Here is a 14013-nt window from a genome sequence, read left to right as displayed (position 1 = left end):
GGGCTGATCGGGCTGGGTTCTGGATTGCACGGAACCCAGCCCTTTTTGCATCGGGTAACGGCAGCGGATGATGGGGTTCGTCCGCGAATCGCTGCATATCGTCGCCGTGGCCAACGCTCCCTTTCCCGTCAGAACCGCGTACTGAATCCGATCCGCGCGATCGACTGCAACGCACCACTCGACGCGCCGTTCGCGTCCATCACGCCGTTGATCTGCGCGTTGCCGCCGCGGCTTGCGCGCTGATGCACCGCCGCGACATACACCATCGTGCGTTTCGACAACCAGTACTGAACGGCGGCGAGCAACTGGTGCGCGTGCGCGTTGTCGAGTGTGTCGTTGCCCTTCATGTACGTGTAGCTCGCGCCGATCACCCATACCGGCGATGGCCGCCACGCGGCGCCGGCTTCCGCCGACCACGCGCCCGCACCGTTCCACGCGTTGTGCACGGTCGTGAAGAGCGCCTTCCCCGTGACCGTGCCGACCGTGTAGTGCGCACCCGCGCCCCAGTTGCGCACGCTGGTGAGCGGCAGCCCGTCGGCCGCGCCGTATTTCTGGTTCGTATAGGCGGCGCCCGCGCCGAACGGGCCATTGTCGTAGCTTGCGCCGACGCTGACCGTATTGTTCGCGCCGATCGACCCCGCGACGTTGCCGAAGCCGTACAGCGCACCGAAGGTCAGGCCCGACAGCGACGGACTCGTGTACTTGACCGAATTCGCGACGCGATTGCTGCCGGCGACGCGATCCCAGTCGAATGCGCCGGTCGGGTTGTTCGGCAGCGCGAGCCGGTCGAACGGCCCGTTGCGAAAGCCGTACAGGCCGACGAGATCCTGCGCGATCTCGTTGCCGCTGGCGGCCAGCGAATCGACCATGAATTCGTACTGGTTGCCGAGCGTCAGCGTGCCGTACCGGTCGTTCTGCAACCCGACATAGGCCGTGCGCGCGAACAGCCCGCCGCCGATGATCGCGCCATTGCCGAGCGAATACTGGTTGACGAGCCGGAAGATCGCACGCGTGCCCGCGCCGAGATCCTCCTTGCCCTCGAAGCCGAGCAGGTTCGGAAAGAAGATGTTGTCGTCGAATTTCGCGGCGCCGTGGCCGCCTTGGTTGCTGACGTAGCTGATGCCGGTATCCATCAGGCCGAACATCGTCACGCTGCTCTGGGCGAACGCCGCAGCCGGAAGCGTGCAGGCCGCGAGCGCCAGAAAGGTCTTTTTCGTCATCTCCAAACTGCTCCTCACATGGTCCGATCGAGTCGGATATTTTTAGTCGGACTACTGATTGATATGAAGAAACCTGAGCCGGGCAGGCCCGGTTCAGCGACAGTCAAAGGGAGCGGCGGCGCGCAGCGGCATCGACATGTCGTGTCGATCTGCCGATGTGCCGCGCGCTGCCCGCCGCGCTAGACCGTCGAATACCCGCCGTCCACCGGCACGACCGCGCCGGTCACGAACGACGCGCCGGGCGAGCACAGGAACAGGATCACTTCCGCGACTTCGTCGGCCGTGCCCCAGCGCCCGAGCGGCGTGCGCTCGACGATGCGGCGCGACGCCTGCGTGTCGGCCATCAGAGCGCTGCTGAGCGGCGTGTCGATCCAGCCGGGCGCGACCGCGTTCACGCGGATGCCGCGGTCGGCCCACGCCTGCGCGAGCGAACGCGTGAGCTGCGCGATGCCGCCCTTGCTCGCGCTGTACGCGGGCCGGTCCTTGCTGCCGAAGTACGTGTACATCGACGCGATATTGACGATGCTGCCGCCGTTGGCCGCGAGCGCGGGCCGCGCGGCGTCGGATGCCCGCATCACCGACGTCAGGTTCACGTTCAGCACGTGCTCGAACTGATCCATCCGGTATTCGTCCGCGTGGCGGCTGATGCCGACGCCGTTGACGAGCACGCCGAGCCGCGGCAGCGCGGCGATCATGCGCGTCAGTGCCGCGCTGTCGGCCACGTCGAGCTCCACGCACTGGATGCCCGCATGCACGGGCGCATGCGGGCCGGTTGCGTCGAGTCCGAGCGCGACGACCGATGCGCCGGCCTGCGCGAACCGCAGCGCGGTGCGCGCGCCGATGCCCGACGTGCCGCCCGTCACGACGACGGACTGCCCTTCAAACGTCCACTGACGACTCATGCTCGACACTCCCGATGGTGGTGGCGCGGCGGGCCGGCCGCTGCGCGGGTGAAACGAGAATCTTGATCTGCGCGCGATCGGCGAGCAGCGCGTCGAAGCCGTCGGCGACGGCATCTTCGAGCGCCACGGTGCGCGTGACGATCGACGTGAGGTCGAGCGCACCCGACGCGACGATGCGCAGCAGGTCTTCGTACGCATGCCGATAGCCGACGCTCGCGGTGAAGGTCAGCTCGTCGTTGACCGCGCGGAACGCGTCGAAGCCGGCGTGCGGCATCAGGCCGACCATCACGACGCGGCCGCCCTTGCGCAGTGCCCGCAGCGCCGATTCGAACGTGGCCTGCAAGCCGGCCGCTTCGAAGCTCGTATCGACGCCGAGGCCGCTGGTGGCCGCGCGAATCGCGTCCTGCAACGCGTACGCATCGAGCCCGCGCGCGTCGAACGCATGCGTCGCGCCGAAGCGCGTGGCCGCCGCGAGCCGTTCCGGCGACACGTCGACGGCGACGATCGTCGTCGCGCCCTGCAGTTTCGCGAGCATGATCAGCAGCAGGCCGATCGGCCCGAGCCCGAACACCGCGCAGGTGTCGCCGAGCCGCAGTTCGGCGCGCCGCAGCGCGTGCAGCGCGACGGCGGCCGGCTCCATCACCGCGGCCTGTTCGAGGCTCACGCCGTCGGGCAGGCGATGCAGCATGTAGGCCGGCACGACCGCGAAGTCGGCCATCCCGCCATCGCCCATCAGCCCGGCGAAGCCCATCGACACGCACAGGTTGTACGACCCCGCGCGGCAGTACGCGCACTGGCTGCAGCGATACTCGGGCTCGACCGCGACGCGATCGCCCGCGCGCAGCGTCATCACACCTTCGCCGACTTCGACGACGGTCCCGCAGAACTCGTGGCCGAGCGTCAGCGGCGCGGTGCGGCGCGACAGCGGATGCGGCGCGTCGACCGGAATCGCGTGGGGGCCGTCCGCGTATTCGTGCAGGTCGCTGCCGCAGATGCCGCAATACGCGACCGCGATGCGCACGTCGCCGGGGCCGACGCGCGGCGTGTCGATTTCGACGAGACGGACGTCGCGCGGGCCATGCCATTGAAGTGCGCGCATGTCAGCGTCCTCCAAGGTTCTGCGTGTCGAGGCGGCCGGCGGCGCCTGCGAGCGCGCGCTTGCGCAGCACGGCCGGCGCGGTTTCGACGAGGCCGAACGACAGCACGCACGCGAGGATCGCGCCGGTGGCCGACGTCCACATCGCGCACTGCAGGCCGTACCTGTCCGCCGCGAAGCCGGCGACGGTCGGCGCGACGAAGCCGCCGATCAGCTCGCCGGCGCCCATGATCAGCCCGAGTGCGCTCGCGATCGCGCGCGGCGGCACCGTTTCGGCCGGGATCGTCGCCATGAACAGCGTGAAGCAGCCGAGCCCCGTGTACGTGACGAACACGAGTGCGCCGAGCGCCCACACCGCGCCGACGTGGATCAGCACGACCGGGCACGCGGCCGCGATCAGTGCGAACGCGATCATCGTCGGCTTGCGGCCGATCCGGTCGGAGATCGCCGGCACCGCGAAGCCCCAGAACACCCACGCGGCGCCGAGGCAGGTCATCACGACGCCCATGTCGGACGGCGACAGGTGGCGGCTTTCCACGAGGAACACCGGCGCGAACGAGATGATCACGACGAACCACGTGAGGAAGAAGCAGCTGATCAGCACGCACAGCAGGATGTTGCGTTCCTTCAGCAATGCCCAGCGGCTGACCTCGGCGGCGCCGGCTGCCTGAGCGCCATGCGTGGTCGCGCTTTCCGCCTGCGCGTGGCGCACGCCGCCGGGCGGCACTTCGCGCACCCAGCGCCAGATGCTGAACGCGATCAGGAAGCCCGGAATGCACGACACGTAGAACGCCTCGCGCCAGCCGTATGCGGTGGCGATGCCGATCACGACCGGCGGGCCGATCATCGCGCCGAGCAGGCCGGCGGCCGAGCCCTGCAGCAGGCCCATGTTCAGCCCGCGGCGGCTCGGCGTCGAACTCTCGACCATCAGCGATTGCGACAGCGGCAGCACGGGGCCTTCGGCGATGCCCATCAGCGCGCGAAACGCGATCAGGCTCGCGAAGCCGCCGACGAGCCCCGACAGCGCCGAGCACACGGAAAAGCCGAGCACGGCCGCGACCAGCAGCGGCTTGCGCGTACCGCGCGCGTCGGACCATGCGCCGGTGGCGGCGCCCGACAGCGCCCACGTGAGCGCGAGCGCGGACGACACCATGCCGAGCTGCGCGTTCGTCAGGTGCAGCTCGGCCGACATGAACGGGAACAAAAACGACAGCGCGAGGCGGTCGAAGAACACGAAGCCGAACGTCATGAACAGGATCAGCAGCAGCCTGTTCTCGTATGTCCAGGCGGGCGTGGAGGCAGAGGAGGAAGGGGACGTCATCGTGAGCCTCGCCGCGCGTCAGCGGAACAGCTTCTCGATCGCGTGCGCGCCGAGGCCGACCTTCTCGTAGTGCGCCTTGCACATCGCGATGTACGAATGCACGTCGAAGTAGCCGTCGGGATTGCCTTCTTCGTCGAGCCAGATCAGCGGGCCCTTGACGATGAAGAACGCGCGCATCGGCTCGGGGTGGTCGAACGCGACGAGCGTGTGGCCTTCGCCCGGCGTCTCGTACACGAAATCGCCGCGCGTCGCGGTCCATTCGTGTTCCAAGTAGCCCCATTTTCCTGACAGCGTGTAAGCGAACACCTCGTGCGGGTGATAGTGCCGGTTCACGAGGCCGGCTTCCTTCGCCATCAGGATGTCGCACCATTTGTTCTGCGACGGCGAGATCCACAGCGGGCGCGACGAAACCGTTTCGGTGAACGGAACGTAATAGCGTTCGTCGTCGGTGGCCGCGTTCGGGATATAGGCTTCGGGCAGCGCATCGGGCTTGAACGGATTGGCAATCGCCGGGATGTTTTGCCAGAATTCGGATACGGCTTTGTCGACCACGGTGTGTCTCCTTGTATGGGTTGTCGTGGGCTCGACTTTAGCCAGCCGGTGCGCGCCGCTCTTGACTGGGCTGGACGAATTGCTTGACCGCGCCGGACATTGCATCGCATCAGCATCCAGACGAACCATCCCCCAATCCGTGCGGCTCCGCACGACAGCCGCCCGCAGGAGGCGACGTGACGAATACGACCGTTCTTTCACGCACGCGAGGCTCGACGGCCGACGTGCCGGCGCGCGACAGGATGGCGTACTGGGATGCGTTCAATGCGGCGACGCTGGTCGGCCTGCGCTGCTCGTCGCTGTCGCCGGCCGGGCTCGAAGCCGAGAAGACGGACATCGCGCTGCCCGGCCTCGGCATCGCCGACATCAGCGGGCAGGATCACGTGATCGAGCGCAGCCCCGCGCTGGTGCGCCAGTTGCCGAAGGAGTCGCTGTTCGCGTGCCAGATCGTCAGCGGGCGCGCGTATTTCATCCAGCACGACCGGTGTCTGCTCGCGGAAGCGGGCGATGTCGTCGTCTACGACACGCGCGTGCCTTATCTGTTCGGATTCCTGACGCCGATGCGGCAGCTGCTGATCGATATCCCGATTACGACGTTCGACGATCGCTTCGATGCGGAACTGGCCGCGCTGCCGCTGCGGATCGCGCCGAAGCCGGGCGCGGGCGCGATGCTCGGCGCGACGTTGCGCGCGAGCGTCGAGCGGTTCATGAAGGCGCCGGTCGAGCGCGACGCCGCACGGTTCGTCGAGCACACGCGCACGCTGATCGCGGAGCTCATCGACACGGAAGTGAACGGCGCGGGCGCATCGCGCGCGTCGCTGTCGTACCTGCTGACCGCGAAGCAGTACATCGCGACGCATCTCGGCGAGCCGGAGCTCGGACCACAAGCCGTCGCCGATGCGGTCGGGCTGTCGCTGCGGCATCTGGGCCGCCTCTTCGCGGCCGAAGGCGAGTCGATCACGCAGCACATCTGGTCGGAACGGCTGTCGCACGCGCATCGCGAGCTGACGGATGCGCGGCTGCGCAAGACGAGCATCGGCGAGATCGCGTTTCGCTGGGGGTTCTCGAGCCAGGCGCACTTCAGCCGCGCGATCCGCGAGCGCTACGGCGCGTCGCCGATGGCGCTGCGCGATGCGGCGCGTGCGGCCGGGGGCTGATGCTGGCTTTTCGATGATTCGGTGGCGGGCGGCGGCGGCGCGTGCATGACGCGCCGCTTTCGGTTTCGGTGCGGCGAAGCGCATGCGCATCGCGTCACTCCGCCAGCATGAACTCAGCGCAGCGCTCCGCGATCATGATCGTCGGCGCGTTCGTGTTGCCGGACACGATGCGCGGCATCACCGAAGCATCGCAGATCCGCAATCCGTCGACACCCTGCACCGCGAGACGCGGCGTGACGACCGCGTGCGCGTCGTTGCCCATGCGGCACGTACCGGCCGGGTGATAGACGGTTTTCGCGCGACGCCGCACGTAGTCGGTGAGCGCGGCATCGGTCAGCGGCTCGGCTTCGCGAACGATGCGTGCGAGCGACGGCGCGCGCATGATCTGCCGCGCGAGCGCGACGCCGCGCACGAGGCGGTCGACATCGGCCGGATCGGACAGCGCACCGCTGTCGAAGCGGATCGGCGCGGCCGCATCATTGCCGCGCAGCTGCACGGAGCCGCGCGAACGCGGCCGGAGCAGGCACGGGTTGATCGACAGCCCGTGGCCGGGCAGCGGTTCGCGATCGACGTCGCCGACGAGCGTCGGTAGCACGTGGAACTGGATGTCCGGGCGGCCGCTGCCCGTCGTGTCGACGAACGCGCCCGATTCGACGACGTTCGACGTCAGCAGCCCCGAGCGGCACAGCATCCATTGCAGCCCGTGCCGCAGCGCCTTCCACCCGCGGTCTTCGCCCAGCAGGCTGATCGGCGCGTGGCTGTAGCCGTAGATCGACACTTCGAGATGGTCCTGGTAGTTCGCGCCGACTTCCGGGCAGTCGTGTAGCACGTCGATGCCATGTGCGTGCAGGTGCGCGCCGGGCCCGATGCCCGACAGCATCAGCAGCTTCGGCGTGCTCAGCGCGCCGGCCGCGAGCACGACGTCGGCGCGCGCGGTGGCCGATCCCGTCGCGCCGCTCGTGGTGCGCCATTCGACGCCGGTCGCGCGGCGGCCATCGAACCGGATGCGCGTCACGCGGCAGCCGGTCAGCACGCGCAGGTTCGGATCGGCGATCACGTTGGCCAGGTAGGTGGCCGCGGTGCTGCCGCGCTGCCCGTCGAAGATCGTCGTGTGATAGAAGCCGACGCCATGCTGCGCGGCGCCGTTGAAATCGTCGTTGTACGCGATGCCGGCTTCCTGCGCGGCCTTCACGAACGCGAGGCTCAGCGGATGCCGGAAGCGCGTGTCGCCGACCTTCAACGGCCCGTCGGTGCCGTGGTACGGCTCCGAGAGCCGCAGATGCGATTCGGCGCGCTTGAACACGGGCAGCACGTCGTCCCAGCTCCAGCCGGTGCAGCCGAGCGCGGCCCAGTCGTCGTAGTCGTCGCGCGTGCCGCGCACGTACAGCATCGCGTTGACCGAGCTGCCGCCGCCGAGCGTGCGGCCCTGCGGCACGTAGGTCTTGCGTCCCGCCGCGCCCGGCTGCGGCTCGCTTTCGAACGTCACCGTGCGCTGCGTGCCGAGCACGCGGATGAACGTCGCCGGAATCCGGATGAACAGGCTGTCGTCCTTCGGGCCGTCCTCGAGCAGCAACACGCGCCGGCCGGCCTTCACCAGCCGGTGCGCAACCGTGCAGCCGGCCGAACCGCCGCCGACGACGATGTGGTCGTACGTCTCCATCCCGCTTCTTCTCCTTGCTGTCGGGCGGCGGAACGAGTGCCGCCGCGCACGAAGCCAGCTTAGCGAGTGGGTTGGGGCCCTATTTGACTGGGGTGGACGCCGTGCTTGCCTCGCCGGGACATGAGGCGAGTGGCGCTACGAGCGGCAGGGAGCGGGAACGGCGCTAGCACGCACCGGCCGGTGCGCGCGTATCGCTCGGCGTCTCGCCGAACCGCGCGCGATAGCTGCGGCTGAAGTGCGCGCTGTTGTTGAAGCCCCAGCGGAACGCGATCTCGCTGACCGTCAGGTGCTTCAGCGACCGGTCGCGCAGGTCGGCGCGGCAGCGTTCGAGCCGCCGCGCGAGGATATAGCGCGTGAGCGGCATTCCCTCGATCTCGAAGACGCGCGCGAGCTGGCGCGGCGACAGGTTGATCGCGCGGCTGACCGAGCGGCTGTCGAGGTCGTCGTCGGCAAGATGGCTGTCGATGAACGCCTTCGCGCGCGACAGCGTGTGGACCGTCGACTTGGTCGGCGACGCGTCGCCGTCATGCAGCCGCAGCATCGACTGCACGAGATCGAGGATCGCGGCGGCGCGCCGTTCGCGCGCGTCGGGCGTCGGCTCCGGCGGCGCGGCGAGCAGCGCATACACCTGCCGCACGGCCCACGACGCGACGCCGTCGCCGCGGTCGATCTTGACGAGGCTGCGATAGCGCCACGGGCCGACGCGCGCCTCGAACACGTCGCGCGGCACGTCGAGCACGGTCATCGCCATGTCGGCGGGAAAGCCGTGACCGTACGGCATCGACGTGTCGTACAGCACGAGGTCGCCGGGCCCGTGCTGCATGCAGTCGACGTCCTGGAACGTATAGCCGTGCCCTTCGTGCATCAGGCAGATGAACACGGCGTCACGCTGGTCCGCGTGGATGTTGTGCGGCGTGCGCACGACCGCGTGCCGGTTCGCGACGATGTCGCACGCGCGGAACAGCCCGAGATCGCGTTTGCGCAGCGACGCATCGATCCCTTCGGACGACCTTCCGCTGCATTCGATCCGCACGAGCGTGCGCGCGACATGGTCGACCCAGAAGTCGACGCGCTCGGCGCCGCGTACGGCGCGCGTCGAGATCGTGGCGATCTCCGTGCTGGTGTCCGGCATGACGTTCTCCCGATGACGGTCCGAGCGGGGCAGTCTCGGCCACGCCGAACGCCGCGGTCAATCCGTGAAAGACCCGGGGCATGCGTGTGACGCGCTTGCAGCGGGGCGCGGCGGGTGATGGCGCGATCGATGTCCGTGTGGATCAACGGAAGCGGCCGTGCGAGTCAAGACACGTGTGCAGCTTCGGGGTAAGCGTTGCCGGCTTACTTCGACTTCGATGAAGACGACGGCAGCCCGAGCGGGACGTCCTCTGCGTAACCCATCTTGCCGCCGCGGAACTCGACGATCACGTGGCCCGCCGGCGGTGCGGCCGACCGCCGACGACTTCAGGGCGCGCTGGCTGCGTCGATCTGGCGGATGTCGTCCTGATCGAGCGTGACGCGGATCGCTTCGCCGAGCAGCGCGAGCTGTTCGAGCGACGTCGCACTGGCGATCGGCGCGGTGATCGTGGGCCGCGCGATCTGCCATGCGAGTGCGATCGCGGCCGGCTGCGTGCCGTGCTTCGCCGAGACGGCGTCGAGCGCGTTGAGGATGCGCAGCCCGCGCTCATTGAGATAGCCGGCGACGCGATCGCCGCGCACGCTCTTCTTCAGGTCGGCCTCGCTGCGGTACTTGCCCGACAGGAACCCGCTCGCGAGCGCGTAATAGTTGACGACACCGAGCTTCAGGTCGCGCACGACCGGTTCGAGATCGCGTTCGTATTCGGCGCGGTCGACCAGGTTGTATTCCGGCTGGATCACCTGGTATGCGGGCAGCCCGTCGCGCGCGCTGATGGCGGCGGCTTCGCGCAGGCGTGCGCCGCTGTAGTTCGACGCGCCGATGATGCGCACCTTGCCTGCGTCGATCAGCGTTTGATAAGCGGCGAGCGTTTCGTCGAGCGGGGCCGTGTCGGCGAAATCGCGGTGCGAGAAATACAGGTCGATGTAGTCGGTCTGCAGGCGGCGCAGTGAATCGTCGGCGGCCTTCAGGATGTTGTCCTTGCTCAGCCCCGCGCGCGCGGCGAGCGCGCCGACCTTGGTCGCGATCACGACCTGCTCGCGCTTGCCGGAGCGCTTGAGCCACTTGCCGATGATCGTTTCCGATTCGCCGCCGCTGTTGCCGGGCGCCCAGGCCGAATAGACGTCGGCGGTGTCGATGAAGTTGATGCCGGTATCGGCGAGCGCGTCGAGCAGCGCGAACGATGCGTTCTCGTCGACGGTCCAGCCGAAGACGTTGCCGCCGAAGGCGAGCGGTGAAACCTGGATGCTGGAAGTACCGAGGGTGCGATGTGCCATGTTCCTCTCCGATAACTGCAGGTAACGGGACTGAACTGCGGGATTGAACTGCGAGATGGGTCGGGGCGATCGCGGCGGGACGGCCGGGGGCGCGGTGCGCTTCCGCCGTGGTCGCGGGACACCGGACATTCTCGCCGATCGTTTCGATTCGTGCAGGCGGCGTGCCGCCGCGATGGTGGACGGCTTGCGGCAGATGGCGGATACCGTGTCCGCTACGTGAGCGCCCCGTGCGGCTACGTTCGATCGGGAGCGAATTTTTTTTGCGGCGGAGTGTACGACGGGAGTCAGTCAGGGTGCGCTGGCGGGGCGCCGACGCGGAGGGAAAGCCGGGCGGCAGGCCGCCGCCCGTTTGCAGAAGGTTCGGTCAGCGCAACTGCACGGCCGCGAGAAACAGCACCATCCCGCCGATCGCGCCATCCAGCACGCGCCACGCAACGGCCTTGCGGAACCACGGCGCGAGCAGCCGCGCACCGTAGCCGAGCCCGAGGAACCACACGACGCTGACGGTCATCGCGCCGATCGCGAACGCGAGCCGCGTGCCTTCCGGCTCGCGCGCGCCAGCCGTGCCGATCAGCAGGAACGTGTCGAGATACACGTGCGGGTTGAGCCACGTGAACGCGAGCGTCATCAGCACGATCGCGAGCGCGCCCTGCGGCGGCGGCGCGACCGCGTCGCCGCGCACGTCGAGCGTGTCGTGCCCCGGCTTGAACGCGCGGCGCAGCGCGTTGATGCCGAACCACGCGAGATACGCGAGACCGACGTACAGCACCGCGTGGACGAAGGTCGGATAGCGCTCGACGAGCACCGACGCGCCGCCGACGCCCGCGCCGATCAGGATCATGTCGGACAGCGCGCACAGCAGCACGATCTTGCCGACATGCGAGCGCATGATGCCTTGCCGGAGCACGAACGCGTTCTGCGCGCCGATGGTAACGATGAGCGACGCGCACAGGGCCACGCCGTGAGAAAAAGCGATCCAGTTCATGATGGGGAATTGACAGCAGTAGACGGGTGAATCGGTTGGCGCTAGTCTGCGGTCAGCCCTCGAATAAGAGAAGCTAATTCACCTAATGTCGATTAAGGAAATCTAATGCTGGACTACGCGTTGCTCGACGCCCTCGCGGCGGTGATCCGGCACGGCTCGTTCGAACGGGCGGCCAAGGAGCTGAACGTCACGCCGTCGGCGGTGTCGCAGCGCGTGAAACTGCTGGAGGAGCGCGTCGGCAGTGTGCTGGTCAAGCGCGGGCAGCCGTGCATCGCGACGACGTCGGGCGCGCTGCTGTGCCGGCATACGGAGCGCGTGCAGTTGCTCGAGGCCGAACTGGGCGGCCGGATGCCGGCATTGCCGGGCCAGATCGCGAGCGCATGGCCGACGCTGCGCGTGGCCGTGAACGACGACAGCGTCGCGACGTGGTTCATCGACGCGGTCGGGCCGTTCTGCACGGAGCGCGAGACGCTGCTCGACCTCGTGATCGACGATCAGGACTACACGGCCGCGCGCATTCGCGACGGCAGCGTGCAGGGCGCGGTAACCGCGCAGGCCGAACCGATCCAGGGATGCAGGTCGACGCGGCTCGGGCGCATCCGCTATCGCGCGGTATGTTCGCCGGCGTTTCACGATCGCTATTTCGCCGAGGGCATTACGCGCGATGCGCTGCGCCGCGCGCCGTGCGTGATGTTCAATCCGAAGGACGGGCTGCAGGCGCGTTTCATCCGGCGCGTGACGCGCGCGGAGCTCGATCCGCCGCAACACTGGATCCCGCACGTCGCCGGTTATCTGCGCGCGTGCGAAACGGGGCTGGGATGGGGCATGTGCCCGGACCGGATGGTCGATCGCCAACTGGGCGCGGGCGAACTGGTCGACATGTCGCGCGGGCGGACGGTCGACATCGAGCTTTACTGGCAGAGCTGGCGCCTGTCGATCGGCTGGCTCGACGATTTCAGCGCGGCGCTGAAGGCGCGCGCCGCGCTGTTTCTCGACTGATCGCGGCGGAGCAGGCGTGCGGCGCGTATTACACGCACCGAGCCGGGTCAGACGTGATGCAGGCCGTCGAAGTCGACGATTTGCACGTGGCGGCCCTGCATTTCGATCAGCCCGCGCTTCTGGAACTTCGACAGCGTGCGGCTGACCGTTTCGAGCGTCATGCCGAGGTAGCTGCCGATGTCTTCGCGCGTCATCCGCAGGTTGAATTCCGATGGCGAGTAACCGCGCTTCAGGTAGCGCTGCGACACGTCGAGCAGGAACGCGGCGACACGTTCTTCGGCATTCAGCGAACCGAGCAGCATCGTCTGCGACGTTTCGCGCACGATCTGTTCGCTCATCAGCTTGTGCATGCGCAGCTGCATCGTGCCGGCTTCCGAGCACAGCGACTTGAGCGCGCTGTACGGAATCACGCAGACCGAGCTGTCTTCCAGCGCGACCGCGGTGCGCGGGTGCGTGTCGTCGCAGATGCCGTCGAGGCCGAGCGCTTCGCCGGCCAGGTGCAGGCCGGTGACCTGTTCGCGGCCGTCATGGCGCGTGGCGACGGTTTTCAGCGAACCCGAGCGCACGGCGTACAGGTTGTCGAACGCGTCGCCTTCGCGGAACAAGGCTTCGCCGCGCTTGACCGGGCGCGCCGCGCAGATGACCGATTCGAGGCGGCTGAGCGCCTCGGGTGCGAGGCCCTGCGGCATGCACAGATGACGCATTGCGCACGACGAGCAGTGCGGGGCCTGGCGGGGTGCCCAGCTGCCTGCATGGGAATGGGCCGCGGGGCGTGTGGCGACGGGCGTCAGCATGATCGTTTACTCCGGCGTTGAATCGACGGAATCATTGTCCCACCGCAAGTTGGCGCTGTCGGGTGACAAAACGTCGCGACCGCGCGCGCATGCCGCGCGGCGTCGCACCGGCATCCGTGCATGCCGGACAATCGCGTGTGCACGGGGTGCGCGCCGAGATGCTCAGCTCTCCTGCTCATCTGTGTGCGAAGCGGCCGGGATCAGCAGCACCGGCAGCGTTGCATGGCGCACGCACTGCTCGGCGATGCTGCCGAGCACGAGGCGGCGGAAACCGCGCCGGCCGTGCGTGCCGAGCACGAGCAGATCGGCGCCGAACGCCTTCGCGCCGTCGAGGATCAGCGTCGATACGTCGTTGAGCGACGACGCTTCGCTCATCAGCGTCTTGCCCTTCACGCCCGCCGCCTGCATCAGCTTCGTGAACTCGGCCGCGAGCGCGTTGCCCTGCGCGACGAGCTGGTCGCGCAGCACGGACGGATCGTAGCCGGGCACGTTGTAGTAGATCGCGGCGTTCTCGACGACGTAGAACGCCTGCAGCTCCGCGCCGTGCTCTTTCGCGAGTGCGAGTGCGGCATCGAATGCGTGGCGGGACGTGTCGCTGCCGTCGATGGCAACCAGAATACGCGTGTACATAGTGTCTCCGAGTGGCGGGTTAAACGGAAGTCGGCCGAACGGCCGGGCAGGCCGCGCGTTGCTGCGAGGCAGAGTAAACCAACGGCAGGGACTTTGCAGCGCCGTGCCGGTCGTATCGATCGGCACGCGCGATCGCGGCGCTTGCATCGTCGCTGCGGTGCGGGCCATCGCGAGCGATGCGCGCGTCGCATGTTGCGCCGCGTGACGGACGAGGTGGGTCGCGCGTCGCGTCGACCGTCCGGGCGGTGCGTTGCGGGAATCTGCGGCGAGGCGGCGGCGCACGCGCACCGT

The 14013-nt window shown here is 68.3% G+C and carries 13 protein-coding genes; 2 read left to right on the top strand and 11 right to left on the bottom strand.

Annotated elements, in window-relative coordinates; translation table 11 throughout:
- Window positions 1-128: 128 nt before the first annotated feature.
- From O1Q03_RS05355 to O1Q03_RS05335, 5 genes are all read right to left on the bottom strand, one after another.
- Window positions 129-1220, bottom strand: coding sequence for a porin (locus tag O1Q03_RS05355; RefSeq protein WP_269502009.1), 1092 nt, complete (start codon window positions 1218-1220; stop codon window positions 129-131).
- A gap of 179 nt (window positions 1221-1399) precedes the next feature.
- Window positions 1400-2122 carry an SDR family NAD(P)-dependent oxidoreductase gene (locus O1Q03_RS05350; RefSeq protein WP_269502008.1) on the bottom strand — a complete coding sequence of 241 codons (723 nt, stop codon included), beginning with the start codon at window positions 2120-2122 and terminating at the stop codon, window positions 1400-1402.
- Window positions 2100-3221 carry a 2,3-butanediol dehydrogenase gene (locus O1Q03_RS05345; RefSeq protein ID WP_269502007.1) on the bottom strand — a complete coding sequence of 374 codons (1122 nt, stop codon included), beginning with the start codon at window positions 3219-3221 and terminating at the stop codon, window positions 2100-2102. Before O1Q03_RS05345 ends, O1Q03_RS05350 begins: the two co-directional genes overlap by 23 nt.
- 1 nt (window position 3222) lies before the next feature.
- Entirely contained in the window at window positions 3223-4539 is a 1317-nt protein-coding gene (locus O1Q03_RS05340) for an MFS transporter (protein ID WP_269502006.1), read from the bottom strand.
- Window positions 4540-4557: 18 nt separating this feature from the next.
- Window positions 4558-5091 (bottom strand): 2,4'-dihydroxyacetophenone dioxygenase family protein, encoded by a 534-nt coding sequence (locus tag O1Q03_RS05335; protein ID WP_269502005.1) that lies wholly within the window; start codon window positions 5089-5091, stop codon window positions 4558-4560.
- A gap of 176 nt (window positions 5092-5267) precedes the next feature.
- Between O1Q03_RS05335 and O1Q03_RS05330 the strand changes: the two genes are divergently transcribed.
- The gene (locus O1Q03_RS05330) at window positions 5268-6248 is read left to right on the top strand and encodes a helix-turn-helix domain-containing protein (protein WP_269502004.1); all 981 of its coding nucleotides are present in this window, start codon (window positions 5268-5270) and stop codon (window positions 6246-6248) included.
- 94 nt (window positions 6249-6342) lie between these two features.
- On the opposite strand, the gene O1Q03_RS05325 is transcribed toward O1Q03_RS05330, so the two are convergent.
- From O1Q03_RS05325 to O1Q03_RS05310, 4 genes are all read right to left on the bottom strand, one after another.
- Window positions 6343-7908, bottom strand: coding sequence for a GMC family oxidoreductase (locus O1Q03_RS05325; RefSeq protein ID WP_269502003.1), 1566 nt, complete (start codon window positions 7906-7908; stop codon window positions 6343-6345).
- Between the two features lie 163 nt (window positions 7909-8071).
- On the bottom strand, window positions 8072-9040 hold the full coding sequence (locus O1Q03_RS05320; RefSeq protein WP_269502001.1) for a helix-turn-helix domain-containing protein: 969 nt from the start codon (window positions 9038-9040) through the stop codon (window positions 8072-8074).
- Between the two features lie 326 nt (window positions 9041-9366).
- Window positions 9367-10314 (bottom strand): aldo/keto reductase, encoded by a 948-nt coding sequence (locus O1Q03_RS05315; RefSeq protein ID WP_269502000.1) that lies wholly within the window; start codon window positions 10312-10314, stop codon window positions 9367-9369.
- A gap of 364 nt (window positions 10315-10678) precedes the next feature.
- Complete coding sequence (locus O1Q03_RS05310; protein WP_269501998.1) at window positions 10679-11299, bottom strand: LysE/ArgO family amino acid transporter; 621 nt, start codon at window positions 11297-11299, stop codon at window positions 10679-10681.
- 105 nt (window positions 11300-11404) lie between these two features.
- Between O1Q03_RS05310 and O1Q03_RS05305 the strand changes: the two genes are divergently transcribed.
- Entirely contained in the window at window positions 11405-12298 is an 894-nt protein-coding gene (locus tag O1Q03_RS05305; protein ID WP_269501997.1) for a LysR family transcriptional regulator ArgP, read from the top strand.
- Window positions 12299-12345: 47 nt separating this feature from the next.
- Here the strand turns inward: O1Q03_RS05305 and fnr are convergent, their stop codons facing one another.
- Together fnr and O1Q03_RS05295 are read right to left on the bottom strand one after the other, a co-directional pair.
- Window positions 12346-13092, bottom strand: coding sequence for a fumarate/nitrate reduction transcriptional regulator Fnr (fnr, locus tag O1Q03_RS05300; RefSeq protein ID WP_269501996.1), 747 nt, complete (start codon window positions 13090-13092; stop codon window positions 12346-12348).
- Window positions 13093-13254: 162 nt separating this feature from the next.
- Window positions 13255-13722, bottom strand: coding sequence for a universal stress protein (locus tag O1Q03_RS05295; protein ID WP_269501994.1), 468 nt, complete (start codon window positions 13720-13722; stop codon window positions 13255-13257).
- Window positions 13723-14013: the final 291 nt, after the last annotated feature.

This window comes from Burkholderia sp. IMCC1007, from assembly GCF_027257875.1.
In the GTDB taxonomy this organism is placed as follows: Bacteria; Pseudomonadota; Gammaproteobacteria; order Burkholderiales; family Burkholderiaceae; genus Burkholderia.
This window is presented reverse-complemented; position numbering and strand designations above follow the sequence as displayed.

Bases quoted from the DNA above. Each gene is read 5' to 3' on its own strand.
- O1Q03_RS05345 (WP_269502007.1), bottom strand. From the start codon at position 3,221: ATGCGCGCACTTCAATGGCATGGCCCGCGCGACGTCCGTCTCGTCGAA.
- O1Q03_RS05325 (WP_269502003.1), bottom strand. From the start codon at position 7,908: ATGGAGACGTACGACCACATCGTCGTCGGCGGCGGTTCGGCCGGCTGC.
- O1Q03_RS05310 (WP_269501998.1), bottom strand. From the start codon at position 11,299: ATGAACTGGATCGCTTTTTCTCACGGCGTGGCCCTGTGCGCGTCGCTC.
- O1Q03_RS05340 (WP_269502006.1), bottom strand. From the start codon at position 4,539: ATGACGTCCCCTTCCTCCTCTGCCTCCACGCCCGCCTGGACATACGAG.
- O1Q03_RS05350 (WP_269502008.1), bottom strand. From the start codon at position 2,122: ATGAGTCGTCAGTGGACGTTTGAAGGGCAGTCCGTCGTCGTGACGGGC.
- O1Q03_RS05320 (WP_269502001.1), bottom strand. From the start codon at position 9,040: ATGCCGGACACCAGCACGGAGATCGCCACGATCTCGACGCGCGCCGTA.
- O1Q03_RS05315 (WP_269502000.1), bottom strand. From the start codon at position 10,314: ATGGCACATCGCACCCTCGGTACTTCCAGCATCCAGGTTTCACCGCTC.
- fnr (WP_269501996.1), bottom strand. From the start codon at position 13,092: ATGCTGACGCCCGTCGCCACACGCCCCGCGGCCCATTCCCATGCAGGC.
- O1Q03_RS05295 (WP_269501994.1), bottom strand. From the start codon at position 13,722: ATGTACACGCGTATTCTGGTTGCCATCGACGGCAGCGACACGTCCCGC.
- O1Q03_RS05355 (WP_269502009.1), bottom strand. From the start codon at position 1,220: ATGACGAAAAAGACCTTTCTGGCGCTCGCGGCCTGCACGCTTCCGGCT.
- O1Q03_RS05305 (WP_269501997.1), top strand. From the start codon at position 11,405: ATGCTGGACTACGCGTTGCTCGACGCCCTCGCGGCGGTGATCCGGCAC.